Consider the following 25,744-nt stretch of genomic DNA (forward strand, 5'->3'; position numbering starts at 1 on the left):
CGGATGTCGATTGCATTGCTCCTGGCCCTGCAGGACACGGTAGTGGAAGCACTACCGCAGGACGTTGCCGCCGCTGCGGCACAGACCGCCAGCGTGGCGCACAACAGCGGCATCAACTATGTCGAGTTGATCCTGCGGGCGAGCATCCCGGTCAAGATCATCGTGCTGTTGCTGCTGATCGGCTCGTTCATCAGCTGGGTGATCATTTTCCGCAAGGCGCGCGCCTTCAAACAGGCTAACCGCGAGGCGGACGAGTTCGAAAACCGCTTCTGGTCCGGCGCCGATCTGGCCAAGCTGTACGCCTCGGCCACCGATCGCAACCGCACCGTCGGCGGCCTTGAGTCGATGTTCGAAAGCGGCTTCCGCGAATTTTCGCGCCTGCGCGATCGCCGCCGTCTGGATGGGCGGGTGCAGCTGGAAGGCGCTCAGCGCGCCATGCGCACCGCCTTCACCCGCGAAGTCGACCAGCTCGAGCGCAATCTCGAATTGCTGGCCAACATCGGCTCTACCGCGCCGTATGTCGGCCTGGTCGGTACCGTGTTCGGCATCATGGTGACCATGCACGACATGGTCAGCAGCGGCGAACAGGCCGGCATCGCTGCGGTGGCACCGGGTATCTCCGAAGCCTTGTTCGCTACCGCCATCGGCCTGTTCGTGGCGATTCCGGCCGTGTGGGCCTACAACCGCTTCACCACCCGCGTGGAACGGCTGTCGGTGCGTTACGAAACCTTCGCCGACGAGTTCAGCTCGATCCTGCAGCGCCAGGCCGGCGCCGACGAGTGATGCCGCTCCCTCGCAATAGCCGGCTTGCATGCGAGTGCCTCGCAGACGCCCGCACCTTCGTGTGCGGGGACAGGATGGGCGAGTCCCTCGGAGCAGTCCGCACGCGCATGTGCGAGGGATTAATTAGGAACGTGTCGCGATGATTTCCAGTATTTCCCGCCGTAAGAAGCGCAAGCTCAAATCCGACATCAACGTCGTGCCGTACATCGACGTGATGCTGGTGCTGTTGATCATCTTCATGGTGACCGCGCCGCTGTTGACCCTGAGCACCGACGTCAACCTGCCGAGCTCGCGCGCCAAGGCGTTGGAGAGCAAGCAGGATCCGATCGTGGTGGTGGTGGCCGCCGACGGCCAGCTCGCACTGCAGTTGCCCAAGGGCAAGCCGCAGGCAATGGACGTGGCCGCGCTGCAGGCGCAGCTGGCCGCCATCGTGGCCCAGGACAAGGAGGCCCGCGTGGTGGTGGCCGGCGATCGCGCCGCGCCCTATCAAAAGATCATGGATGCCATCGACGTGCTCAAGCAGGCCAAGGTCGAAAAGGTCGGCCTGATTTCCGACTCCGGCGGTGCTGCAGGTAGCGATGCACGCTGACGCACTCCCCACCCAGACCGCGCGCGAGGATGGCTGGTTCCGACCGGTCACTTTGGCCCTGGTCGTGCATGTGCTGGTCGCGCTGGTGTTCATCGCCGGCTGGCTGTGGTCGCCCGAGCGTTCGGTCGAGCCGGCCGCTGGCGATCCCAGCATGGAAGCCTCGCTGGACGTGTCCGCAGCCGAAGCGCGCGTTGCGCGGCAGGCGTTGAAGGCGACACCGGTGGAGACGCCACCGCCACCGCCCGCACCGGTGCCCGAACCCGCGCCGGAAGAAAGCGTGCCGCCACCGCAGCCGATCCCCGAGCCGCGCCCGCAGGATGCGCCCACGCCGCAACAGGCGCAGGCCCAGGAGCGCGTGGCCCAGCCGGACAAGGTCGATCAGGAGCGTGTCGATGCGCTTGCGCTATCGGCAGAAAAGGCCAAGCAGGAGCAGGAGGCCAAGCGCCGTCAGGAGCAGATCGACCTCACCGAGCGCAAACGCCAGGAAGAGGCCGAGCAGAAGCTGCGCCTGGCCAAGCAGCAGGAAGAGGCCGACGCCAAGAAGAAGCAGGCTGCCGCACAGCAGGCCGAGGACGCCGAACGCCAAAAGAAGATCGCCGATATCCGCCGGCAGCGCGAACAGGCCACCAAGGAAGCCGCGCTGGCCGAGCAGAAGCTACGCCAGGTGGCCGCCGCACGTGCGCAACAGGCGTCTTCGGCCGCCGCTGCCACTGCCCAACCGACTGCAGGGCAGGGCGGCACCAATACCGACCTGTCGGCCAAGTACGCCGCCGCCATCCAGCAGAAGGTGTTGGGGCAGTGGGTGCGCCCGCCGTCGGTGCCGCCGGGTCAGAAATGCACCATCAACATCCGCCAGTTGCCGGGCGGGCAGGTGATGGAAGCCAAGGTCGCGCCGGGCTGCCCGTACGATGAGGCGGGTCAGCGCTCGATCGAGGCCGCCGTGTTGAGCGCGCAGCCGCTGCCGTATCGCGGCTACGAATCGGTGTTCCAGCGCAATCTGACCTTTGTGTTCACTGCGCAGGATCAGTAACGGCCGGTCTGGACGACCGGTCGGTTGGCAATACAGAGGTGTCGTGCTGTCTGCGGCTACTCGCTCCACTTTCACGCTGTCTCGTTCACGATTGCGAGTATGTTCACTCGTTGATTGGTATCTCTTGCACACTTTTCCTGCCCGATCCGAGCCGTCCATGAAAAAACCGCTGCGTTGGTTAGCTGCCCTGACCGCCTTGTTGCTTCCGCTGAGTGCCCTCGCCCAGCAGCAGGGGCTCACTATCGATATCGTCGGCGGTAGCGCTTCGGCTACGCCGATCGCTGTCATTCCGATGGCCTACCAGGGCTCCGGCACCGCGCCGCAGACCGATGTGGCGGCCGTGGTTGGCGCAGATCTGGACCGCTCCGGCCAGTTCCGGACCTTGCCGGCCGCGCAGATCGTCGAAAAGCCGACCCGTGGGACAGAGGTGCAGTTCCAGACCTGGCGCACGCTCAAGCAGAACTACATCGTGGTTGGCCGCGTGATGGATGCCGGCGAAGGCGCTTACCGCGTCGAGTACGAACTGTTCGACGTGGCCAAGGGCGAGCGCCTGCTTGGCCTGGCGATGACCGCACGCGCCAATGCGATGCGCGATGTCTCGCATCAGATGGCCGATGCGATCTACGAAAAGATCACCGGCGTGCGTGGCGCGTTCTGGACCCGTATTGCCTATGTCACTGCCAGCGGTAGCGGCGGTTCGATGCGTTTTGCGCTGATGGTGGCCGATTCGGATGGCTACAACCCGCAGACCATCGTGCGTTCGGCAGAGCCGTTGCTGTCGCCGAACTGGAGCCCGGACGGCAAGAAGCTGGCCTATGTGAGCTTCGAGCGCGGCAATTCCTCGATCTATCTGCAGGACATCTCCACTGGCGCGCGTGAACTGGTTTCCAGCTTCCGCGGCATCAATGGTGCGCCCTCGTTCTCGCCCGATGGCCGTCGCCTTGCGCTGGCGCTGTCGCGCAGCGGCAACCCGGAGATCTACGTGATGGATCTGGGCAGCAAGCAGCTGACCCAGCTGACCAACCACTTCGGCATCGATACCGAGCCGACCTGGGCGCCGGATGGCGGCAGCATCTACTTCACCTCCGATCGCGGCGGTCGCCCGCAGATCTATCAGGTAGCTGCAAGCGGCGGCAGCGCCAACCGCGTGACCTTCCAGGGTAATTACAACGCCACTGCCAGCGTCTCGTTCGACGGCAAGAAGGTCGCCGTGGCGCAGGGCAGCGGCAATACCTACCATATCGCCATGATGGATCGCAGCCTGGGTTCGCCCAGCTGGAGCACGATTTCGCCGGGTTCGCTGGACGAATCGCCGAGCTTCGCGCCTAACGCCAGCATGATTCTGTATGCCGCTCGCGAGGGTGGCCGGGGCGTGCTGTATGCCGTCTCTTCCGACGCTCGGGTACGCCAGCGTCTGGTCCTGGCCGATGGTGATGTAAGAGAACCTGCATGGGGGCCTTACCGAACCGCGCATTAATGTTAATATTTCGCTGCGTTAAACCCCATTGGCCCAGGAGCCACCATAGGTATCCCATGAACAAGTCCACCCGCGTCTTGCTTGTCTCCCTGCTGTCTGTTGCCGTGCTGGCTGGTTGTTCGAAAAAGGTGAAGGAAACTCCGCCTGCTCCGACCGACACCACCACCGGTTCCTCCGTTCCCACTGGCCCGGCAACCTCAGGCCTGTACGGCCCGAGCGACCTGGATACCGATGCCTGCCTGCGCCAGCGCGTTGTCTACTTCGATCTGGATCAGGACTCCCTGAAGCCGGAATTCCAGGCCATCATGGCTTGCCACGCCAAGTACCTGCGTGACCGTCCTTCCTCGCGCATCACCCTGCAGGGTAATGCCGACGAGCGCGGCTCGCGTGAGTACAACATGGGCCTGGGCGAGCGTCGCGGCAATGCCGTGTCGTCGTCGCTGCAGGCTGCTGGCGGTTCCGCCAGCCAGCTGACCGTCGTCAGCTACGGTGAAGAGCGTCCGGTCTGCACCGAAACCAGCGAAAGCTGCTGGTCGCAGAACCGTCGCGTCGAAATCGTGTACACGGCTCAGTAAGAAGCGATGCGCTTTCGAGTGACATCTCTGTTCGTCGCGGCGGCCCTTGTGGTCGCCGCGCCGGCTTACGCGCAGCGAGCCAGTCTCGCTGATCGTGTTGCCGTTCTCGAGCAGCAGCAGGCCAACAGTCAGGCCAACAACGATCTTCTCAATCAGCTACAGCAGGCGCGTTCTGACCTGCAGGGATTGCGAGCGACGGTGGAACAGCTGCAGCACGACAACGAACAACTCAAACAACAGTCCAAGGACCAGTATCTGGATCTGGACGGGCGTCTGAATCGGTTGGAAGGTGCAGGTGGCGCAACACCGCCATTGCCACCGGCTACCGGTAGCGTCACCCCAGCCCCGGCTCCGGCCGCGCGGCCCGCAGCGGCGGCAACTTCCGAGAAGCCGCCCAGTGTGCATGGCGACCCCGGCACGCTGACCGCCAGTAACGAAGAACGCACGGCTTACAACGTGGCGTTCGATGCGTTGAAGAACGGCAAGTACGACGATGCGTCGCAACTGTTCTTGAGCTTTCTGGAGCTCTATCCGAACGGCGTCTACACCCCCAATGCGTTGTATTGGCTGGGCGAAAGCTATTACGCCACCCGAAATTTTCAGCTGGCCGAGGCGCAGTTCCGCGATCTCGTCGGCCGCTATCCCACGCATGACAAGGCCGCTGGCGGCTTGTTGAAGCTCGGCCTGTCGCAGTATGGCGAAGGCAAAAACGACGAAGCCCAGCAGACCTTGCAGCAAGTCGTCTCGCAGTATCCCGGCTCCGATGCGGCGCGCGTCGCCCAGGAACGCCTGCAGTCCATCCGTCTCGGCCAGCAACTGCGCTGAGCCCGCGCGTCGGTGCCTTTGGGCGCGGCGCATACTTTGCCTATGAACGCCGCCGCCGTCCCCAGCGAGATCGTCCAATCGCCATTGCCGCGATTGAAGATCACCGAAATCTTTTTGTCGTTGCAAGGCGAGGCCGAGGCTGCCGGTTGGCCGACCGTATTCGTGCGCCTGACCGGCTGCCCGCTGCGCTGCCATTACTGCGACACCGCATACGCCTTCCATGGCGGTGAATGGCACGATATCGATGCGATCGTCGCCGAGGTTTCCAGCCACGGTGTGCGCCACGTCTGCGTGACCGGCGGCGAGCCATTGGCGCAGAAGCGCTGCCTGGTGCTGCTGAAGAAACTCTGCGACGCCGGCTTTGATGTCTCGCTGGAGACCTCTGGCGCACTGGACGTTTCTGCAGTGGATCCTCGCGTCTCGCGCGTGGTCGACATCAAGACGCCCGCCTCCGGCGAAGAACAGCGCAACCGCTGGGACAACTTGCCATTACTGACCGCGCGCGACCAGATCAAGTTCGTGATCTGCAGCCGCGCCGATTACGAATGGTCGCGCGAGATTGTTGCCGCACATGCGCTGGACCGTCGCTGCACGGTGTGGTTTTCGCCCAGCAAAAGCGAAGTGACGCCTCGGCAGCTGGCAGACTGGATCGTTGCCGATCGTCTGCCAGTGCGGTTCCAGATGCAGTTGCACAAGCTGCTGTGGAACGACGAGCCAGGGCGCTGACGCCCTGTTGCCAGGCGCCGCTTGCTAATAAGAGCCTCTGACAAAGCTATTGCGTAGACGCGAGGCGGGCACGGCGGTTGCTTGAAATCGTACTCGTTGCACTCCGGTTACAGTGCCGTGGCCACCACGCGCTACGTTTTGTCAGCCGCTGCAAGCAATCGCCCGCGTTTCTACACTGCGATCTTGTTCAATGCGTCCAGGGCATCGGCCGGAAGTTTCAGCTCGGCTGCAACTAGATTCGCGCGCAGATGCGCCACCGACGACGTCCCCGGGATCAGCAGGATGTTGGGTGAGCGCTGCAGCAGCCATGCCAGTGCCACCTGCATCGGGGTTGCGGCCAGGCGCTCGGCAACAGAGGCAAGCGTGGACGATTGCAACGGCGAGAAACCGCCCAGCGGGAAGAACGGCACGTAGGCGATGCCGTCGCGCGCGAGCGCGTCGATAATTTCATCGTCGTGTCGATGCGCGATGTTGTACATGTTCTGCACACAGACGATGTCGGTGATGGCGCGTGCCTCGGCCACCTGCGTTGCAGTGACGTTGCTGATGCCGATGTGCCGCACCAGGCCATCGCGCTGCAGGTTGACCAAGGTCTCCAACTGCTCGGCAATGGAGCCTTCTGCCGGCTCCTGGGCCTTGAACATCACGCGCAGGTTGACCACGTCCAGCACATCCAGGCCCAGATTGCGCAAGTTGTCGTGCACGGCCTTGACCAGCTCCTGCGATGAGTGAGCCGGCAGCCACGCTCCATCCGTGCCACGCGCTCCACCGATCTTGGTGACGATGGTCAGATCGTGCGGATACGGATGCAGTGCTTCGCGGATCAGCTGATTGGTGATGTGCGGCCCGTAGAAATCGCTGGTATCGATATGGTTGACGCCCAGCGCAATGGCTTCGCGCAGCACCGCCAACGCCGCATCGCGATCCTTGGGCGGGCCGAACACACCAGGCCCGGCAAGCTGCATTGCGCCGTAGCCGACGCGGGTGACCTGACGGTCACCAAGGAGAAACGTTCCGGCTTTGTCGATGTTGGTCATGGCATTGTGCTCGCGTGTCGTTGAGCCAACAACGATAGGAAACGTGGTGCGGCTTGTGAATTCGCGTTTGATGTGGCCCTGGCTGTCGCTGCCGAGGCCTGCACTGCATGGGCGCAGGGGCGTCGGCTGAGATATTCGTATGGCCAAACGTGTCGGTGTTTCAGGTTTTGACGGCCTGAAGGATCTTGTCTGCGGCTTGAATGGCGACAAACTTGAGTTCGCCTGTTGATCCTCACGCGGATGCGCGATGCATGCGGCCGGCGCTAAACACGGAACCGGTTTGGTTTTCCGGAGGCACAAAAAAAGCGCCTTAGGCGCTCTTCAAGTGACTGATTTGATTGGTGGGCCGTGATGGATTCGAACCATCGACCAAAAGATTGAAAGCAAGCCAGTTTATGATTTTAATCAATAACTTATGCCCATTATTTTTCCCGGCACCAGCGCGGCAAACCACCACGCCGCAGGAGGTTCGTGTCTCTTTTTTCCGCGCCTTGGCTTCCCGTCGCAATCAGTCGCAGGCACCACGCATCAAGATAAGCACCGCGCGCTCGACATCATGCTGAAAGTCGTAGCGCAGCCCCTCTAACTCTGGAAGCGCAATCACCTGTGCCGCGACATCGACCGGATTGCTGAGCGGCCACAACCCGATGATCAGCGGCAGCGCGTATTTGATCACCTGCTCGAACGCATCTACCGACATCTCTGGCAAGCGCGCATGGAAGGCCTGCGCAGCCTGATGGCGCAACGCCAACAAGTTGAGCTTGAATTCGACCATGCGCTCGAACGACAACTTGCGCTCCAAAATGGACGGCATGATGCTTGTCAGCCGGCACAGCAACGGACGAGCGCACAACGTCTGCGCAAAGACCGCTGCAATGTCCTCGACAGTTGCCTCGGCCTTGCCGTCCAGTGCCAGCGCTACTCCAAGTTCGGCCTGCCAGCCCGCGTATTCCTCTACGAGCACGTCTATCAGTACAGCTTCGCTGCTTTCGAAGTAGCGATAGACGTTGGACTTTGTCATCTGCGCCTGGCGCGCCAGTTCATTGATCCCCAGATCGAGCGCGCCCGGGCTGTCATCCAGCATCGCGCGAGCAGTGGCTAGAAGGTGGCGGCGGCGCTCTTCTTTTTGTTCAACCGAGCGTGCGCGGACATATGGCGTGAACGAATTCATACGGAAACCTGCACCTCACTTGATAAAAGACCGATGGTCTTCTAAATTGAAGACCATCGGTCTCCAATCTTGCCTGAAAGCCAAGATCCAGGCCACGTCGCCCACCACGCACAGAGCTATCACCATGCCAAGCAACAACACAGACTGGGTCCTGATCACCGGCGCCTCCAGCGGTTTCGGCGAAGAATTCGCTAGGCAATACGCAGCTAAGGGCCACCCGCTGATTCTCGTCGCGCGTCGGCTGGACCGCCTGCAGGTTCTGGCAACTACGCTGCGCCACGAACACGGAGTGGAAATCATCACCGAACAAGTTGACCTGTCAGAAGTAACCGCCATAGCGACCCTGCATTCCAGCCTCCGTGAGCGCGGCATTGAGGTGGAAATCCTCATCAACAACGCTGGCCACGGGCTACAAGGCACCTTTCTGGACACTTCGTTGCAAAGCACCCTGGATATGGTGCAGCTGGATATCGCCAGCCTCACCGTCATGACCCGACTGTTCGGCGCCGAAATGCGCCAGCGCGGTCACGGCAGGATCCTGCTGGTTGCCAGTCTGCTGGCGCTCTGGGGAGTGGAGGACATGGCTGTTTATGGTGCATCCAAGGCATACGTCCTGCGTTTGGGGGACGCGCTATACCGCGAATTCAAGCGCGACGGCGTCACCGTCACCTCGCTGTGCCCGGGTATGTCCAACACAGGATTCGCTCAGGCTGCGCAGCAAAAGATCACCCTCGGATTGAAGCTGGCGATGATGCAGCCAGCTCCGGTAGTCCGTGCGGGCATCCGTGCACTCCACAAGGGTCGTATCAGCATTGTCCCCGGGTTGGGCAATAAGATCAGCGCGGCCATGATCTGGGCCACCCCGCGCTGGCTGCACCAACCACTGTTTGCGCGCGTCATGAATGATTGAAGGGCTCAACTCCCCCGGTCGGGGCGTAGTTGCTGAACGCAGCACGGATTGTCGACAACTGAAATTTAGTAATTTTGCTAACATTTAGCCCGTCTCGACCTTTGAGACTTTGCTTCGCGAGAGTTCGCGTCATGTTGGCCCTACCTCCCCCTCACACCTACGCCCGCTTGCTAGGATCGGCTTGTCTCGATCCGATCCGGCTCTGCCTGCCGTCAGCGCGCTCCGGATCCAGCTGGGCTTCGCTTCACCCGCCGAGACTTCCAAGAGGACGAGCTCAATCTGAACTGGGTGCCGATGCGTAACCCGCTTGCCATCTTTCTATATAGGGCAGAGTGCGCTCCGCGACCAGAACATTGGCTTGGTGCTCTTTTTATACAGCGAGGACGGCGAGCTTAGCGCCCGCTTCACAACCGGCTGCGGGCAAGTCCGCTTTGCGCACGGCGTACGAGCATCTGTTCAAGGCGGTTCGGTTTGAAATGAAACACAAGGCCACTGCCGTGACAATCATGGCGCCGACATGGGCTTTTGTCCGTACTAGTTCGACTGGCACCGCCATCACTGTCGCAACTGGTGAATCTAAGGCTGCGGCTTTTGAGGAGTTGTTTATTCTTCGGAAGGAAGACGACGGAAAATGGCGCATAGCGAGATACATGACTACGCCCATCTAAGAAATAACCCAGAGGGGGGCTTTTGACGGTCGAACGACGCGTGGCGACCTAGTTGCGCGTCTTTTTAATTTTGGATTGCATTAGCCATGCGTGATTGATGTGATCGCAACAAGTTATCAATTCTTGCTGAATAATGAGGCCGTCTCTTAAGCGGAAAATACGCAGCAGACGTCGACTGAAACCGCTGAAATAGTGTCATAGTTGATACGCTCGATTGCTGAGCGCAGCCCTCCACGCGTTGGGCCTGGCAACAGTCTTGCATTACCGACACTCTTGTTTTGCGGCCTTTTGCCAAGGGCAACACATCCGTCGACTTGCTTGAAATACATTTTGGTAGTTCTAAAAAAGTATCATCTGCAAATAATGCAAGCAGAAACCAAGCCAGATAAGCTGTACCTCCCAACTCATCTAAGATTAGGATGCAAGATGCGACGCTCGCGACAAATTTTAGTTCTATTTTTAATCGCCCATGCGTCGCTGATGAGCACCATTTCTCTGGCCAGCCCTTCCACAGAGGGAAAAGTAGCGAAAACTGCATCCTTAGACCTCGTGCTCTCCCCAATCATCTCTAAGGATGGCGGGCACGATATAAACGTCAATTACACATTGTCGGGCAATGGCAATGACTCGCCACTAGTTTTAGAGTGGGATCTCCTCGCGCCGACACCTGGACGCTCCACCGACAAGGTCGAAAACTTAGTAGTGCGCGATTCGCAGGGGCCATTGATGATGAGTTCATCGCCCGGCAATAATGGCTTAAATATTCTTTATACGAGCGACAGAAGTAATGTCGGCGCAGTATCCGTAAGTTATACCGTCTCTCCAGCGGATCCATCTGCACCCAATGGGCGCGGAGCCCATCGCGAGCTGATTGTTGCGGGCGGAGGCTTCACAACAAGCGGTGATGGCATTCTCATGCTCCCGCAGATACAGGGTGACATTGACTTGCGTCTCCGCTGGAAGCTACCTCATGGCTTCGAGGCAATCAGCAGTTTTGGTCAAGGGGATGTCACCACAACACGTCAGTCCTGGGAAATACGAAATGCTTTTTATCTCGCTGGAAAATTGAGGAAATTCCAACCATCTTCCGGGAAGCGTGAATTCATTGCTTATGGATTGGGCGATAACGACATAAACCTTGACGAGTTTTTTTCTTGGTCAGCAAAAGAGTATGAAGCCACACGACTAGCCTTTTCTGGCGCCGAAAAAGATTCATTCCGAGCCTTTTATAGAAGCTTTGATGGCGGCCCGCTCGACAGCGGAAGAGCAGACTCCAATGGAGTATTACTCTATATTGCGCCAACTCATGATGAAGCATTAAAAAAAGAAAATCTCAAGCAACTGATTGCTCACGAGCTTGTTCATGTCTTTCAGCCAAGCCTTGATGACGACGAGGACAGCCTCTGGTTCACGGAAGGATCTGCTGAATATTTAGCAATTTTGATTCCGTATGAAGCGGGACTCATTTCGCCAGAAGATTATCTGCGTGAGATAAATTCCAAGGTGACCCAATACTACGGAACTTCAAGGCGCAACATTCCGAACTCATCTATTCCTGAAGAAATGTGGGCGTCCCCAGACGCCTGGACCGTCCCATACACACGTGGCGCCCTGTACTTCGCCGACCTCGATGCTCGCGTGCGCGGCAGGAGCCAGGGAAAGGATACGATCTTCACGCTACTGAAAGAATTTCAGGAAGAATCAAATCAGAACAGGCCACATGGTCTTGCCCAATGGCGAGGAGTCGTCGAGCGCCACGCCGGTAAAGAGGGTGTTGAGGCCTTAGATGCAATGCTAGCTGGAAACACGATCTTCCCAGTCGCGGGCGCATTCGGGCCGTGCTTAGAGGCCACCAAAACAAAAATCGGCATATTTGACTTGCAATATACAAAAGAGCCTGGAGGAAATCGGATCGCTTCAGTTTCTCCCGGCTCAAATGCCGAGCGCGCTGGACTGCGAGTAGGAGATCTTTGGCGGGCAACACCTTATTAAAGCCGTTGTTCTCCGATGTCGACCGATTACTCCCTTTGTCAATCAAGAGGAATGGGAATCGCATGACCATTTCGTATATTCCACGGTCGGGATCTACTGAGGCACTTACTTGGCAGACGATTCCAGGTAAATCGTGCGCTAGACGAGTTGAATAAATGCATCCGTGGCATTAGCCGTTAGCTAGGCGACTACTGCCACTTGAGTAGATGGCTTTCTACCGGACCTCTTCCATGCGGTTGCGGGTTACTCAGCGTAGAGTTCTGTCATCTCAATGCCGGCCGCCTCGACGCCCTCTAACTGCGCGGAAACCAAACGTTGTGCCAGAACCAGCGAACGGATCGAGCACGCGCCCATCCGCCTCGCAGATCCGCACTGGCTGACGCATCAATTCGGTGGGCTTGCCGGTCAGATGATGCTTGTCAGCCTTGCGCACCGATTCACGGATGACACCCGGCAACACGGGCGCGCGGCGATCTAGCGGCATGTTGCCCTTGCTGCGATGACGTTTTGTTGGGCGACGATGCGCAGAGCGTCGTGCGTGGCCGGCTGCATGTTTGCATGCATGTTGATCCCGCAGTCGAAGTCTTCACTTGGCTGAGGAGCCACGCGCGCGCCAACGGAGCCGTACGATGAACACGGTGCACGCAATTGCCTACCCAAAAGACGCGGACCATGTGATCAGCGAGGAAGAATTGGCAGCATGCGCCGCGCCGCATGACATGCAAGATGACGCAACGTGATTGGCATGATATCCCGGCGGTGAAGCCGCCACGCCAGACCAGGCAGGCCGTGAATCCCATCCGACGTGTGTGGCCGTGGGACATCGTCCCTGCCGCTCATTTTTCCGCCAATTTTTCCGGAGGCACAAAAAAAGCGCCTTAGGCGCTCTTCAAGTGACTGATTTGATTGGTGGGCCGTGATGGATTCGAACCATCGACCAAAAGATTAAAAGTCTTCTGCTCTACCGACTGAGCTAACGGCCCACTGTCCCGGCAGTGCGCCGGGGTGCGCATTCTACCCTACACCGGCGTCAAGACGAAATGGCGTAGTGGGTGGGGTCCGGGATGCCGGCGTCGGTGAAGCCGGCGGCGCGCAGGCGGCAGGCGTCGCAGTGGCCGCAGGCGCGTCCATCGGCGTCGGCGCGGTAGCACGACACGGTGAGGCTGAAGTCCACGCCCAGGCGCACGCCTTCGCGGACGATATCGGCCTTGCTGAGGAACTGCAGCGGTGCATGCACGCGCAGGCCGGCGCCTTCCACGCCTGCCTTGGTGGCCAGGTTGGCCAGCACTTCGAAGGCGCGGACGAACTCGGGCCGGCAATCGGGATAGCCCGAATAGTCCACCGCGTTGACGCCGCAGAACAGGTCGTTGGCGCCGATCACCTCGGCCCAGCCCAGCGCGAGCGACAGCATGATGGTGTTGCGCGCAGGCACGTAGGTAACCGGAATGCCGTCGCCGCCGGCATCGGGCACGTCGATGTCGGCGGTGAGCGCCGAGCCGCCGATGCTGCGCAGGTCCACGTCGACCACCTTGTGGGCGATGACCCCTTGCGCGGTGGCCACGCGTGCGGCCGCGTCCAGTTCGGAGGTGTGGCGCTGGCCGTAGCGCACGCTTAGGGCGTGCACGGCAAAGCCCTGTTCCTGCGCGAGCGCGACGACGGCGGCGGAATCCATGCCACCGGACAGGAGAACTACGGCTTTTTTCATGACGGAATCAGGCTGTAACAACGGAAGCGGAGAGGCTAGCAGGGTCGGCGTTGCACGGCGACAGCGCGCTATTGCCGCATGGTCCTGCCAAGGAGTTCCGGCATCCGGTCGAGGCCTAGGGTTTGAATGTTTTTAGCGCTTGTTTATTGACGCGATGCCGCTGCTAGAGATAGTGCATGGCTCCCTGCACGCCGCACCGTTACACCGCCCAGCCAGTGAACATTGCAGTGGCGGCCGCATGATTTTTTGTTCACGGTTACCGGTTTATTGTGCGGATCGAATCCGGAGTCCATGACGTGATGGCCGACCAGCAGGAAGACGCCGCGAAATCGCGTATCTACAAGGCGCTGTTACAAGCGACTCCGGACCTTCTGTACGTGTTCGATATCCAGCATCGTTTTATCTACGCCAACGAGGCATTGTTGACGATGTGGGGGATGCGCTGGGAAGAGGCGCACCTCAAGACCTGCCTTGAAATTGGCTACGAGCCGTGGCACGCGGCGATGCACGATACCGAAATCGAGCAGGTGAAGGCGACCGGCCAGCCGCTGCGAGGCGAGGTGCCGTTTCCGCATACCACCAAGGGCCTGCGTGTGTACGAGTACATCTTTACACCGGTCTTTGGGCCTGATGGCGAGGTGGAGGCGATCGCTGGCGCCACGCGTGACATCACCGAACACAAACAGCATGAGCAGCACCTGCAGTTGCTGATCAACGAGCTCAATCATCGCGTCAACAATTCGCTGATCATGGTGCAGTCGCTGGCTCGCCAGTCGTTCAATAACGCGACCAGCCTTGCGGATGCGCAAGAAAAGATCGATGCGCGTCTGCTGGCGCTCTCCAGAGCCCATGACACGCTTACTCGCGAGAACTGGGTCAGTGCCGATATCCTCGAGCTGACCCGCGATGCTGCCGCACTGTATGAAACCCACGATGGCGTGCGCTTCGCGCTGCAGGGCCAATCATGCCGGCTCGATCCTCGGCGGGCGTTGGCACTATCGATGGCGCTGCACGAGCTGTGTACCAACGCGCTCAAGCATGGCGCCCTGTCTGTTCCGGAAGGCAGCGTGCTGATCGCGTGGGAACGCAGAATGCAGGATGCAGACGCGCAGCTCGAACTGATCTGGCAGGAACGCGGCGGGCCGGCTGTCCGCCCACCAACGCGCAAAGGCTTCGGCTCCCGATTGCTGGAGCGTGGTTTGAAGCACGACCTCAAGGGCGATGTCGAACTCGTTTTCGACCCTGCGGGCGTTTCGTTCCGTGTCTGCATGCCGCTGCCGGCCCAGCTGGTCGAGGCGCACACGTGACCGGGCGCGTCTTGTTGGTCGAAGACGAATCCGTGGTTGCCATGCTGCTGGAAGACTGCTTGATCGAACTGGGATACGAGATCGCGGCAACGGTGGGAGACGTGGATGCCGGGCTTGAGGAAGTGAAGAAGGGGAATCTTGATCTGGCGTTGCTGGACGTCAATCTTGGCGGCAACTATTCCTTTCCGATCGCCGAGGAACTGGATGCCCGCGGAGTGCCGTATATTTTCGTGACTGGTTATTCTGTGGGTGGCATCCCCGAGAAATTCCAGCATCGGCACGGTTTGCAGAAGCCCTTCCACTTACGTGATCTGCAGGCCGCATTGGCGCTGCTGCAGCAGACAAACGCCGGCTAGTCCGCGCTTTTGCATAATTGTCGAGGCCAGCCAAAGCGAGTGAATAACGCTTTGCCTGATCGAGGCACCGTGCGGGTGCGCGCGACGGCAAAAGCTACTGCCTGCCACCCAGCAAACTGACAGCTGCCGCCTTACTCAGCGCCTGACTGAGATGGTGCAAGGCGCTTGAGCGCACTGCGGCGCATTGCCAGTACAGCGGCACATCGAGCCAGCGCGTGGGATCGATGATGACCACCTGCTTGTTCCGGACTGCCGGAGTGACCATCGAGTCCGGGGCCAGACACCATCCAAGTCCACGCGCGGCAGCTTCGACGAAGCCGGTGGAGGTGGGGAGATAGTGCACCGGTGGCGCCACCTGCGCGCGCGTGATGCGGCGAACGAAGCGGGCTTGTAGCGTGTCTTTTCGGTTGAAGACCAGCATCGGCGCACGCGTCAGCGCCGTAGCGTTGAAACCCTGCTCGAAATACCTTGCAACGAAGGCGGCCGATGCGATGGCGTGGTAACGCATCACACCCAATGCGTCGACATTGCAGCCTTGCAGCGGCTTGCGCTCCGAGGTGACGGCGCCAAGCACGGTGCCGGCACGCAGCAAGTCCAGGGTGTGGTCCTGGTCGTCCATATGGACGTCGAAGAGGAACCCATGCGTTTGATGCAAGGACGCCAATGCGGCCAGGAACCAGGTCTGCAGCGAATCGTCGTTGACGGCGATGGCAATGCTGCGTGGATGTCCAGCTGCGTGGTCGCCGGGCAGGAAGTCGGCCATTGCCTCGGCTTCGAGTACCTGCATCGGTCTTACCCGACGTAACAGGCGTTCACCCGCCGGGGTGGGGCGGCAGGGTGCTTTTCGGATCACCAGCACCTGGCCAAGCCGGTTTTCGAGTGCCTTGATGCGCTGCGAGATGGCCGAGGGAGTGACCGACAGCCGATACGCAGCAGCATCGAAGCTGCCTTCTTCCAGCACGGCCGCGAACGCCGCCAGCTGTGGATGCAGCAGATCCATGGCATCTCTTCACTGGATTAGAAGTTCTAACTAGCCTACAGAATATTTAGTTTTTCTGAATCGCTCGCTGCCATCACGATGCAGGCCTGGTTCTCGGGAGATGCATATGGTCCTTCAGGCAGCAGCGGCCGGCTTGATCGCTGGCGCAGGTCTCATCATTGCGATCGGGGCACAAAATGCGTTTGTGTTACGGCAGGGGCTCAAGCGCCAGCATGTGGGCCTGATCGTGCTGATCTGCGCAGCCGGCGATATCGCGCTGATCGTGCTGGGCGTCGCCGGGATCGGTGCGTTGGTGAAGCAGTGGCCGGACGTGCTGCAAGTTCTTCGCTATGCCGGCGCTGCGTTCCTGGCAGCGTACGGAATCCTGGCTGCACGCAGGGCCTGGCATGGCAAGGGAGCACTGGCACCGGCAGCAGGCGGCGCGCAATCCTGGCAGCGCGCCATGCTGACCTGTCTGGCATTCACGTTTCTCAATCCGCACGTCTATCTCGACACGATGGTGCTGCTGGGCAGCATGTCTGCGCGCTATCCAGACCAGCTGCGCTGGGCGTTCGCGTCGGGTGCGTGCCTTGCCAGTGTTACCTGGTTCTCCAGCTTGGGATATGGCGCGCGTTTGCTGCAGCCGGCCTTTCGTGATCCGCGCGCATGGCGCGTCCTGGATGCATTGATTGCGGTGTTCATGCTGGTGCTGTGCGCCTTGTTGCTGCTGCCATCGCATGCTGCGCTACTCTGACGCCCCCCTATGACTGGAGTCACCGTCATGCCGCCGTTGCGCATTACCACCGACACGTCCGAGCTCGATGTGCCGATGATCCACCGCTATCTGTCGCAGCACACCACGTGGGCCAAGGACATTCCGTTGTCGCTGCTGCAGCGCTCCATCGCCAATTCGCTGTGCTTTGGCGGGTTTGTGGAGCGCACGCAGGTGGCGTTCGCGCGGGTGGTTTCCGATTACGCAACCGTTGCATATCTGGGCGATGTCTTCGTGCTGCCCGAGCATCAAGGCAAGGGCTATAGCAAGCTGCTGATGGATGCGGTCATGGCGCACCCCGAGCTGCAGGGATTGCGCCGTTTCAGCCTGGCCACCAGCGATGCGCACGGGTTATACGCGCGCTACGGGTTTACGTCACCGTTGTATCCACAGTCGCTGATGGAGCGTTACCTCCCCGGGATATATACCCGCGACCGCGCCTAGCAACTGATCAGGCCTGCAGTCGTGGACGTGATCTGCGTGTCCGCGGTTTAAACGGTCGGAAACAACGAAAAGCGCTTTGCCAGACGCTTTTCGTAGACGACATTCCGAGGGCGGATCTATGCAAGCCCCAGCCAGTGCCGTCAGCGGAACCACGCCGACGACGCTGTTGAGGGCAGAGCTGGTTTCACCGCCCAATTCCTCAGGCGCTACGGACCTTGTTCAACAAATGCGCGACCGGTGCTGCCGCGCGCGTCTGTGCCTGGCTTGTCTGCCGTGCATCGATCTTGAAGATCGCCACCGCGTCGGTGAGCTGCACAGCCTGTTCTTCCATCGAGCGTGCGGCGGCCGTGGCTTCTTCCACCAGCGCGGCATTTTGCTGGGTGGCCTCGTCCATATGCGTGATCGTCTGGTTGACCTGCTCGATGCCGGCGGACTGCTCCTGCGAGGCCGCAGAGATCTCGCTCATGATGTCGGTCACGCGTTGCACGCTGGCCACCACATCGCCCATGGTCTTGCCGGCGCTGTGCACCAACGCCGAGCCTTCGGCCACACGCTGCACCGAATCGTCGATAAGCCCCTTGATTTCCTTGGCCGCGCCAGACGAACGCTGTGCGAGCGTGCGCACCTCCGATGCCACTACCGCAAAGCCGCGTCCCTGTTCCCCTGCACGCGCGGCTTCCACCGCGGCGTTCAAGGCAAGGATGTTGGTCTGGAACGCGATGCCGTCGATGACGCTGATGATGTCGGCAATCTTTTTGGACGAGGCTTCGATACCGGTCATGGTCTGGACGACCTTGCCCACCACCTCGCCGCCTTGCGAGGCCACGCGTGCGGCGCCGATCGCGAGCTGATTGGCCTCGCGTGCGCTCTCTGCATTCTGTTTGACGGTGGACGTCAGCTCTTCCATCGAGGCAGCAGTCTCTTCCAGGTTGGCCGCTTGTTGCTCGGTGCGCTGCGACAGGTCCTGATTGCCGGCAGCGATTTCACTGGCAGCCGAGTTGATCGAGACCGCCGATTGCTGGATGTTGCCGACGATCTGCGCCAACTGGCTGGCGGTGGCGTTGGCATCGTCGCGCATCTGTGCAAACACGCCGCGGAACTCGCCACTCATGCGTACGGTGAGATCGCCGGCGGCGATCGACTGCAGCAACGACGATAGCGACTGCAGATTGCCATCGGCGGTGGACATCAGATGATTGAGGCTTTCCACCATGATGCGGAAATCGAACTGGAAACGCTCGACATCGCCACGCGCTGTGAAGTCGCCATTGGCGGCCGACTGGGCAAGGTGCTTGATCTGGTGATTCATCGCCGACAGATTGAGCTTGACCTGCGACATGGTGTCGCTGAAAGCGGCTTTTTCGCCCGGCAGTGGTTGCATGTCTTCGGAGAGTTCGCCGATGGCGTAACGCCCCATGATGCGGGCCAGATCGTTTTGCACCGCCACATGCGAGGCGACCAGTAAATTGGTGTCGTTGGCCATGCGCCCGTAATCGCCGGGGAATGCCGCCACATCGATGCGGAAACTGATCTGGCCATTGTCGTGATGCTTGGCCATATCGGTCTGCGCGGCGATCAGGTTGCGCAGCTGCAACTGCATCTTGTCCATTGCCTGCAACAGGCGGCCGGTTTCATCGGTGGCGGTGGTGTGGACGTCGTTCTGCAGATTGCCGGCGGCAATGGCCTCGGCAGTGCGGGTGGCCTGGCTGAGCGGCATGGTCAGGCTGCGCGTGATCATCCACGCAAGCAGGGCGCCGATGGCCAACGCGGCAATGCCGCCACTGGCGAGCGTGACCTTGCCGCGATGCATCGATGCCACCGCTGCGGCATAGGCCTGTTTGCTGAGGCGGCTTTCCAGTGCTGCGTTGGCGCGAATGGCGGCTTGTTGTTCATTCATCGCCACCGCGGCGGCGCCTTGCAACAGCCCCTGCGCCTCCTGGTTCTGATCATGAATGCCGTATTCGAGAATCTGGTTGTTGTACTTGACCGAGATGTCGCGCTTTTCCTGCACCAGCTTGAGCGCGTTCTTTTCGCCGTCGGTGCTCGGCATGGCTGCCAGCGCATCGTGCGCGGCTTTATAACGGGCGCGGTTGCTTTCGATCATCTCCATTGCGCTGCGGTTGGCAGCATCGCCAGACACCATGACGATGTCGCGCAGGCCGATCGCCACGTTGGTGTTGGCGTCCAGCATGTCGGTGGAGAGTCTGATCCGCTCCATGTTGTTGTTGACGATGGTGTCCAACTCGAGACGGGCGGTGGACATGGTGACCAGGCCGGTTGCCACAAGCAGGCCGGACAATAAGATCAAGATGCCGAAGGCCACGCCCAAGCGGCGGCCGACATTGAGGTGTTGCAGATACTGGTTCATCACCGCATCCAGGTTGCGCAGCTGAAGGGCTCAGTGAATGCGGGGTGCATCCACTCAAGCGTCTTGCCCAGCTAGCGGCCGGAGAGTGAGGAGCTAAAGGCTTGTATTCGGAAATACTTATGGCGGATTCATGACGTGAAAGAAATTTCCCGACAGCTGTCCGCCGCTACCTGACATCCCGCCAAAAACGCCTTGTTTAATGCGTCATTGCTGGATCGAAGCGTGCCAATGGCAGGACGATTTTCCGACGTTTTACCGACGCGCTGAAGTGGATAACGCAGCGCGCACAGCCAACGATTGGAACTGACGAATGGTCGAGTTCGCTGATGTGTGCGGTATGGGCGGATGAGAACCGCAAGATTGCTGCGAATGCATCAATGCCGCGAGCGATTCGGTTGATGCTGGGCAGCAGAGCAGCCTGCCCGTGACATCGCGAGCCGGCCTGTGCCGGCTACTTTTTAGCGAGCCACTGATCCATCGCGCCGTCGCGCGCAGCAAGCATGGCGCGATGGGTGTTGTCTTGCGCTCAACTCTCCAGCGCGGCAAGGACGTTGGCGTAAAGCTGTTCGGCATCGGCCTCGTTGTTGAAGCGTGCGAACACCTCGTCGCCGGAGATCAGGCCGACCCGCACCGAGTGGCAATACGAACCGAAGCTCTCGCCGGCGTTGAACGGGTCGTTGACGACGGAGATATGGGCAAGGCGGATCCGGGTTGTGCCGAATTTGATGAACATCTGCAATCTCCTGTGTGAGCGCCCAGTTTCCCATTTTGTCGGGTGCGGCAGAAGCGCGATGGCAGCAACGTGCCGGGCGAAGTCTGCATGGGTACCCGGCGAAGGCGCTGACTCGTTGGCGTTCACATGGATGCCGACATACCCCAGGTGTTGGCAGAGCCTCAACGCCGCGCCAGTGAGGCCAACCTCGCGCATCCACGGACCCAGCACGTACACTGCCGTGCCCTGATGCTGAGCTCGTCCGATGTCCGAACCGATCCGTCTCGACAAATGCGTTGCCGCGCTGTTCGGCTGCTCGCGTGGCGAGGCCCAGCAGTACATCGAAGGCGGCTGGGTCAGCGTGGACGGTGTGGTGGTCGAGGAGCCGCAGACATTGGCCACCGCGCAGCAGGTGACGCTGGCAGCCGATGCGGTGCTTGCGCCTGCCGAGCCAGCCACGTTGCTGCTGCACAAGCCTGCCGGAATGACGGCCGAGGCCGCGTTGGGGTTGGCCGTGCCGGCCGCGCGCAGCAGTCTGGATCAGGCCAACGTACGCGTGCTGAAACGGCATTTCCTGCGCCTGAGCGCGCCGTTGCCGCTGGAAGACGAGGCCAGCGGTTTGCTGGTCCTGAGTCAGGATGGCCGCGTGCTCCGCAGGCTCAGCGCCGATGCAACCTCCATCGAGCAGGAATTCCTGGTGGAAGTCAGCGGCGAGCTGCGCCCCTACGGCATGGCACGGCTTGCGCACGGCCTGGTCTATCAGCAGCGCAGCCTGTCGCCGTGCAAGGTGAGTTGGCAGAACGAAGAGCGGCTGCGCTTTGCGATCAAACATGTGCAGCCCGGGCAACTGCGCTTCATGTGCAAGGAAGTCGGGCTGGACGTGGTAAGCATCCGGCGCTTGCGCGTGGGCCGCATCTCGCTGGGCAAACTGGCGATCGGCGAATGGCGCTACCTGCCGGCGGGCGAGCGTTTTTGAGAGTGCCGCTGGCGTTCAACGCTGGCGGCAACCTGCAGGCAATGCGACGACTCGCAGCCTTCGAACCGATGCCCAGGTCGCTTACTTCTTGTTGCGCTTCTTCTTGGCACGCGTCACCAGCCAGAAAACCACGCCGATAATCGCAACGACCAAGATGATGAAAGCCGGTGACAGAAACGAGTTGTCGCCCATGGGGATCTCCTGAGTTCTTTGGCAGCAAAGCGCTGCATTCGAACCAGCCTAGCGAGCGCCGTGCTTGATCGCGTGAAATACGACGTATGCGTGGTTCAAATGTTCTTTGCACGTTGCATTCGTGAGGCGTCATGCGATGGACGTTCGGTGTATTGGTGTCGAAGCGCAATGTCTGGCGCAGATCGTGCAAGCAGACCCTGCAGCGTTTGGCTGACTGAGCGGCTTTTGCAGGCGGGCGATGGCGCCGCATCCTTAGGCACACGCGTGTGTTGATCAATCCCCGTTGCCGGCGCATGGCGCGACGGCTGGCATTTCATACCGGGATTGTGGGCCTCCGTCCAGTGGCGGCCGCCGCCGTCAGGCCACCGGGGTGGGAAGCACCCGGTGTTTGGCCATCACGCTGCGGATGGCGGTCAGCAATTGCTCGGGGGTGTAAGGCTTTTCCAGGAAGGCCACGCCGTCGGGCAGGATCTCTTCCACGTACTCCACGGCCAGGCCGGAGGTGAGCAATACCGGAAGCTTGTACGGCGCCTGCGCGGTCTTGACCGCCAGATCCACGCCGGTCAGGCCGCCCGGGAAGTGGATATCGGAAAACAGCACATCGATGCGTGGGTCACTTTCGATCAGGGTCAGCGCTTCTTCGACCGAGCCTGCACTGCGGCAGGTGAACCCATAGCTCTCCAGCACAAGGCAGCTGAGTTGTCGGGTGCCATCGCCGTCTTCGACGACGAAGACAACTGGCCGTTCCTTGTTCTGTGACATGAGCGCGTCTCGTAAGGCAAGCCGCATTCTCAGCGATGCAGGGGTGAACCCTCCGTCAACGCAGACGGGGCCGTATGGTTACCAGCCGAACGGGCCGGGACCGTAGCCGCCAGGCCCATAACGCGGGCCGAAAATCGGGCCTTCGCCACGCCCGACACTGATGCTGACGCCAATCTGGTGCGCCTTGCCGTCGTCGTCGTAATAGGTCTTGCAGGAATTCAGATTGACCGCCTGCCAGTTGCTGTTGCCGCCGCGGCTGGCATAGCCCATGCCGGTTTCGACTGCGCCATGCAGCTTGCCCTGGCATTGCTCGGCGCGTTCGGCGGCGATGGCAGCGGCACTGGGCCGGTTCAACGCAGGCTGGGGACCGCTTTTGTCGCCGTAAAAGGTGCCTGGCGGATCGGTGGGGACCTCGGGATCGGAGCGGTACTGCACCGGTGCCTGCGGAATGCTCAGATCGAGCGAGCGCGCCGTGACCGGCTCGGCACTGCCGTCGCCGGCCTGGGCGAGCGCGCCGCCAGCGGCAAACAGAGTGGCCAGGAGAAGCAGGCTGCGTTTCATCGATTGGACTCTACATGAGGGACTGGCAGCGCGTGCCAGATCGCCTTGTGAAACTAGCAACGGCTGATTGAATGCGCGCTGTCGATCTTGGGGATTTTTGTGCCGGCGTTGGTATGCCGATGACACACGCCGTTGCATCAGCCTTGTTCGCGCACGATCTCGATCAGCTGCGCCCCGTAGCGGGCCAGTTTGCCGCCACCGATGCCGCCGATATGCGATAGCGCATCGATGCTGGTTGGCCGTTGTTCGGCGATGTTGCGCAGCGTGCTGTCGTGGAAGATCACAAACGCCGGCACGTTCTGTTCCTTGGCCAGCTCTGCGCGCAAGCCGCGCAAGGCGTTGAACAAGGTCAGATCCTGCGGTTGCACCGGCAGGCCGGTGCGTTGCGTGCCACGCTCACGCTCGCGTCCGGCAGCCGGGTTCTCGCGGCGCATCATCACCTGTCGCTCGCCCTTGAGTACCTGGCGGCTGGCATCTGTAAGCCGCAGACCGCCATGGCCTTCGCTGTCGACCTCCAGCAGGCTGGCGGCCACCAACTGGCGGAACACGCCGCGCCAGGTGCGCTCGTCCAGATCGCGGCCGATGCCGTAGGTGCTCAACTGGTCGTGGCCGAGCTGCTTGATGCGCTCGTTCTCGCTGCCGCGCAGGATGTCGAGCAGGTGGCCCACACCGAAACGCTGCCCGCTGCGGTACACGCAACTGAGCGCTTTTTGCGAAGCCACCGTGGCATCCCAGGCGGCCGCCGGGGTGAGGCAGTTGTCGCAATTGCCGCAGGGCTTGGGATAGGTCTCGCCGAAGCCGGCCAGCAGCACCTGGCGACGGCATTGCATCGATTCGCAATAGCCCAGCAGGTGATCGAGCTTGGCGCGCTCCAGGCGCTTGCGCTCTTCGGCCGCTTCGCCCTGTTCGATCATCTGCTTGAGCAGCACCATGTCGCCCAGGCCGTAGCAGAGCCAGGCTTCGGCCGGGTCGCCATCGCGGCCGGCGCGGCCGGTTTCCTGGTAGTAGCCTTCCAGCGATTTGGGCAGATCCACATGCGCCACGAAGCGCACGTCGGGCTTGTCGATGCCCATGCCGAAGGCGATGGTGGCGGTCATGATGATGCCGTCTTCGCGCAGGAAGCGGCGCTGGTTTTCCGCCCGCACCTCGGCCGGCAAACCGGCGTGGTAGGGCAGGGCGTTGAAGCCTTGCGCACACAGCTGCTGCGCGGTTTCTTCGACCTTGCGCCGCGACATGGCGTAGACGATGCCGGCCGAGCCGCGATGGCGGCCCAGGAACTCCTGCAGCTGCTTGCGCGCGTTGTCCTTCTGCACCACGGTGTAGCGGATGTTGGGGCGGTCGAAGGAGCTGACGAAGTGGCGCGCGTCGACCAGATCCAGACGCTCGGCGATCTCGCGCTGGGTCGGCGGGTCGGCGGTGGCGGTCAAGGCCATGCGCGGAATGTGCGGCCAGCGCTCGTGCAGCACGGTGAGCTGGCGGTATTCGGGGCGGAAGTCGTGACCCCACTGCGAGACGCAATGCGCCTCGTCGATGGCGAACAGCGCGATGCGGCTGCGCTCCAGCAAGGACAGGAAGCGTGGCGTCAGCAAGCGCTCTGGCGCGACGTAGAGCAGATCCAGATCGCCCGAGAGCAAGGCGCGCTCGACCCGCTGGGTGTTTTCCGCATCCAGCGTGGAATTGAGGAATTCGGCGCGCACGCCGAGCTGGCGCAAGGCGTCGACCTGGTCTTGCATCAATGCGATCAGCGGCGAGACCACAATGCCGATGCCATCGCGTAGCAGCGCAGGCACCTGGTAGCACAACGACTTGCCGCCACCGGTGGGCATCAGCACCAGGGCATCGTTACCCGCGGCGACGTGTTCGACAATGGCCTGTTGAGGACCGCGGAAGTCGTCGTAACCGAAGACGCGGCTGAGCAGTTCGTGGGCGGGGGAAGACATCCGTCTAGGATACCGCGCGGGTCAAGCCCTGGTCGGTGTCATGCCAGCGGTGTTGCGCGATGACGGGTCGGGGATTGCCGCGACGCGATGGGGCGCGCCGGGAAAATGCGCACATTAAGCGTGTGTTTGGGTCGGGCGCACGGCGCAGGAAATGGGCGGTGGCCGCGCGTTGGGTGGGGCACTTGAGCTTCGCTCCGTACCCTCACCCCAACCCCTCTCCCGAGGGGAGAGGGGCTTTGTGTCCCGCGCCCGACAATGCCGGCGCGTGGAGAGAGGTGCTTACTGCAGTAGTGACCGCAGCATCCATGCGTACTTTTCGTGGGTCTGCAGGCGCTGGGTCAGCAGGTCCACGGTCGGGTCGTCGCCCGCGTCGTCGGCGGTGCCCAGCACCTTGCGTGCGGTGCGGCAGACCGCTTCGTTGCCGCTGACCAGCTGGCGCACCATCTCGCGCCAGTCGGCGCTATCGCTCAGGCCCTGTTCTTCCGGGATCGAAGTCAAAGCGACGAACTCGCTGTAGGAGCCCGGTGCGTTGTAGCCCAGGGCGCGGATGCGCTCGGCCACTTCGTCCAGTGCGGCCCACTGCTCGGTGTACTGGGTTTCGAACATGGTGTGCAGCGAGTTGAACATCGACCCGGTGACGTTCCAATGGAAGTTGTGGGTCTTCAGATACAAGGTGAAGGCGTCAGCCATGTAGCGGGCCAGACCGTCGGAGATCTTCTTGCGATCGCCGTCCTTGATCCCGATATCGATGTGCGGGGCCGATGCGGCGGCAACCGGTAAGGCGTCTGGTCCGTCAATGATGACGACGGGCTTGTTGGCGTTCTTTTTCTTGGACATGGGAATGGTCCTCCTGAGGGAACAGATATCGGGTCACAATAGTCACTCTA

Annotated in this window: 24 protein-coding genes, 1 tRNA gene and 1 pseudogene; 14 read left to right on the forward strand and 12 right to left on the reverse strand. The window is 61.2% G+C overall.

Annotated elements, in window-relative coordinates:
* Nucleotides 1-3: 3 nt before the first annotated feature.
* The 7 genes from tolQ to queE all read left to right on the forward strand — a co-directional run bounded on the left by tolQ (nt 4) and on the right by queE (nt 6,005).
* Nucleotides 4-783, forward strand: a complete 780-nt coding sequence (gene tolQ / locus FFY45_RS00445; protein ID WP_006452376.1) for a protein TolQ — start codon at nt 4-6, stop codon at nt 781-783.
* Between the two features lie 139 nt (nt 784-922).
* Nucleotides 923-1,372, forward strand: coding sequence for a protein TolR (tolR, locus tag FFY45_RS00450; RefSeq protein WP_006452377.1), 450 nt, complete (start codon nt 923-925; stop codon nt 1,370-1,372).
* Complete coding sequence (gene tolA / locus FFY45_RS00455; protein WP_176338921.1) at nt 1,362-2,402, forward strand: cell envelope integrity protein TolA; 1,041 nt, start codon at nt 1,362-1,364, stop codon at nt 2,400-2,402. The genes tolR and tolA overlap by 11 nt, the downstream gene beginning before the upstream one ends.
* A 157-nt stretch (nt 2,403-2,559) precedes the next feature.
* A complete protein-coding gene (gene tolB / locus FFY45_RS00460) occupies nt 2,560-3,879 on the forward strand; it encodes a Tol-Pal system beta propeller repeat protein TolB (protein ID WP_176338922.1) in 1,320 nt (439 codons plus the stop codon).
* A gap of 56 nt (nt 3,880-3,935) precedes the next feature.
* Nucleotides 3,936-4,454 carry a peptidoglycan-associated lipoprotein Pal gene (gene pal / locus FFY45_RS00465; protein WP_176338923.1) on the forward strand — a complete coding sequence of 173 codons (519 nt, stop codon included), beginning with the start codon at nt 3,936-3,938 and terminating at the stop codon, nt 4,452-4,454.
* 6 nt (nt 4,455-4,460) lie between these two features.
* Nucleotides 4,461-5,279 (forward strand): tol-pal system protein YbgF, encoded by an 819-nt coding sequence (gene ybgF, locus FFY45_RS00470; protein ID WP_095575220.1) that lies wholly within the window; start codon nt 4,461-4,463, stop codon nt 5,277-5,279.
* A 42-nt stretch (nt 5,280-5,321) separates the two neighbouring features.
* Complete coding sequence (gene queE, locus FFY45_RS00475) at nt 5,322-6,005, forward strand: 7-carboxy-7-deazaguanine synthase QueE (RefSeq protein ID WP_176338924.1); 684 nt, start codon at nt 5,322-5,324, stop codon at nt 6,003-6,005.
* Nucleotides 6,006-6,175: 170 nt separating this feature from the next.
* On the opposite strand, the gene FFY45_RS00480 is transcribed toward queE, so the two are convergent.
* Both FFY45_RS00480 and FFY45_RS00485 read right to left on the reverse strand, forming a co-directional pair.
* Entirely contained in the window at nt 6,176-7,042 is an 867-nt protein-coding gene (locus tag FFY45_RS00480) for an aldo/keto reductase family oxidoreductase (RefSeq protein ID WP_176338925.1), read from the reverse strand.
* Nucleotides 7,043-7,550: 508 nt separating this feature from the next.
* Complete coding sequence (locus tag FFY45_RS00485) at nt 7,551-8,213, reverse strand: TetR/AcrR family transcriptional regulator (RefSeq protein ID WP_176338926.1); 663 nt, start codon at nt 8,211-8,213, stop codon at nt 7,551-7,553.
* A gap of 46 nt (nt 8,214-8,259) precedes the next feature.
* Here FFY45_RS00485 and FFY45_RS00490 point away from each other — a divergent pair, with 46 nt between their 5' ends.
* The gene (locus FFY45_RS00490; protein WP_217902396.1) at nt 8,260-9,123 is read left to right on the forward strand and encodes an SDR family NAD(P)-dependent oxidoreductase; all 864 of its coding nucleotides are present in this window, start codon (nt 8,260-8,262) and stop codon (nt 9,121-9,123) included.
* Between the two features lie 1,148 nt (nt 9,124-10,271).
* Nucleotides 10,272-11,783, forward strand: coding sequence for a M61 family metallopeptidase (locus FFY45_RS00495; protein WP_176338927.1), 1,512 nt, complete (start codon nt 10,272-10,274; stop codon nt 11,781-11,783).
* Nucleotides 11,784-12,026: 243 nt separating this feature from the next.
* Here the strand turns inward: FFY45_RS00495 and FFY45_RS00500 are convergent.
* The 3 genes and pseudogenes from FFY45_RS00500 to queC all read right to left on the reverse strand — a co-directional run.
* Nucleotides 12,027-12,279: pseudogene (locus tag FFY45_RS00500) on the reverse strand (DNA methyltransferase); the annotation flags it as partial.
* A 411-nt stretch (nt 12,280-12,690) separates the two neighbouring features.
* Nucleotides 12,691-12,766: transfer RNA gene (locus tag FFY45_RS00505), tRNA-Lys, on the reverse strand.
* Between the two features lie 47 nt (nt 12,767-12,813).
* A complete protein-coding gene (queC, locus tag FFY45_RS00510; RefSeq protein WP_176338928.1) occupies nt 12,814-13,488 on the reverse strand; it encodes a 7-cyano-7-deazaguanine synthase QueC in 675 nt (224 codons plus the stop codon).
* A 299-nt stretch (nt 13,489-13,787) separates the two neighbouring features.
* On the opposite strand from queC, the gene FFY45_RS00515 reads away from it, so the two are divergent.
* Together FFY45_RS00515 and FFY45_RS00520 are read left to right on the forward strand one after the other, a co-directional pair.
* The gene (locus tag FFY45_RS00515) at nt 13,788-14,795 is read left to right on the forward strand and encodes a sensor histidine kinase (protein WP_176338929.1); all 1,008 of its coding nucleotides are present in this window, start codon (nt 13,788-13,790) and stop codon (nt 14,793-14,795) included.
* Nucleotides 14,792-15,151 carry a response regulator gene (locus FFY45_RS00520; protein ID WP_176338930.1) on the forward strand — a complete coding sequence of 120 codons (360 nt, stop codon included), beginning with the start codon at nt 14,792-14,794 and terminating at the stop codon, nt 15,149-15,151. The genes FFY45_RS00515 and FFY45_RS00520 overlap by 4 nt, the downstream gene beginning before the upstream one ends.
* Before the next feature lie 94 nt (nt 15,152-15,245).
* Here FFY45_RS00520 and FFY45_RS00525 read toward each other — a convergent pair whose 3' ends face one another.
* On the reverse strand, nt 15,246-16,151 hold the full coding sequence (locus FFY45_RS00525; RefSeq protein ID WP_176338931.1) for a LysR family transcriptional regulator ArgP: 906 nt from the start codon (nt 16,149-16,151) through the stop codon (nt 15,246-15,248).
* Nucleotides 16,152-16,257: 106 nt separating this feature from the next.
* Here FFY45_RS00525 and FFY45_RS00530 point away from each other — a divergent pair, with 106 nt between their 5' ends.
* Nucleotides 16,258-16,884, forward strand: coding sequence for a LysE/ArgO family amino acid transporter (locus FFY45_RS00530; RefSeq protein ID WP_176338932.1), 627 nt, complete (start codon nt 16,258-16,260; stop codon nt 16,882-16,884).
* Between the two features lie 27 nt (nt 16,885-16,911).
* Nucleotides 16,912-17,346, forward strand: a complete 435-nt coding sequence (locus FFY45_RS00535; RefSeq protein WP_176338933.1) for a GNAT family N-acetyltransferase — start codon at nt 16,912-16,914, stop codon at nt 17,344-17,346.
* A 199-nt stretch (nt 17,347-17,545) separates the two neighbouring features.
* Here FFY45_RS00535 and FFY45_RS00540 read toward each other — a convergent pair whose 3' ends face one another.
* Nucleotides 17,546-19,714 carry a methyl-accepting chemotaxis protein gene (locus tag FFY45_RS00540; protein ID WP_176338934.1) on the reverse strand — a complete coding sequence of 723 codons (2,169 nt, stop codon included), beginning with the start codon at nt 19,712-19,714 and terminating at the stop codon, nt 17,546-17,548.
* A 526-nt stretch (nt 19,715-20,240) separates the two neighbouring features.
* Nucleotides 20,241-20,447, reverse strand: coding sequence for a hypothetical protein (locus FFY45_RS00545; RefSeq protein ID WP_006448620.1), 207 nt, complete (start codon nt 20,445-20,447; stop codon nt 20,241-20,243).
* Between the two features lie 244 nt (nt 20,448-20,691).
* On the opposite strand from FFY45_RS00545, the gene FFY45_RS00550 reads away from it, so the two are divergent.
* The gene (locus tag FFY45_RS00550) at nt 20,692-21,402 is read left to right on the forward strand and encodes an rRNA pseudouridine synthase (protein ID WP_104550431.1); all 711 of its coding nucleotides are present in this window, start codon (nt 20,692-20,694) and stop codon (nt 21,400-21,402) included.
* Nucleotides 21,403-21,951: 549 nt separating this feature from the next.
* On the opposite strand, the gene FFY45_RS00555 is transcribed toward FFY45_RS00550, so the two are convergent.
* From FFY45_RS00555 to FFY45_RS00570, 4 genes are all read right to left on the reverse strand, one after another.
* Nucleotides 21,952-22,356: a response regulator gene (locus tag FFY45_RS00555; RefSeq protein WP_043910889.1), complete on the reverse strand. Its 405-nt coding sequence runs from the start codon at nt 22,354-22,356 to the stop codon at nt 21,952-21,954.
* 78 nt (nt 22,357-22,434) lie between these two features.
* Nucleotides 22,435-22,917 carry a hypothetical protein gene (locus FFY45_RS00560; RefSeq protein WP_176338935.1) on the reverse strand — a complete coding sequence of 161 codons (483 nt, stop codon included), beginning with the start codon at nt 22,915-22,917 and terminating at the stop codon, nt 22,435-22,437.
* Between the two features lie 137 nt (nt 22,918-23,054).
* A complete protein-coding gene (gene recQ / locus FFY45_RS00565; protein WP_115040745.1) occupies nt 23,055-24,857 on the reverse strand; it encodes a DNA helicase RecQ in 1,803 nt (600 codons plus the stop codon).
* A 279-nt stretch (nt 24,858-25,136) separates the two neighbouring features.
* Nucleotides 25,137-25,694 (reverse strand): Dps family protein, encoded by a 558-nt coding sequence (locus tag FFY45_RS00570; protein WP_006452768.1) that lies wholly within the window; start codon nt 25,692-25,694, stop codon nt 25,137-25,139.
* Nucleotides 25,695-25,744: the final 50 nt, after the last annotated feature.

The organism is Xanthomonas hortorum (assembly GCF_011305375.1).
Lineage (GTDB): Bacteria > Pseudomonadota > Gammaproteobacteria > Xanthomonadales > Xanthomonadaceae > Xanthomonas > Xanthomonas hortorum_E.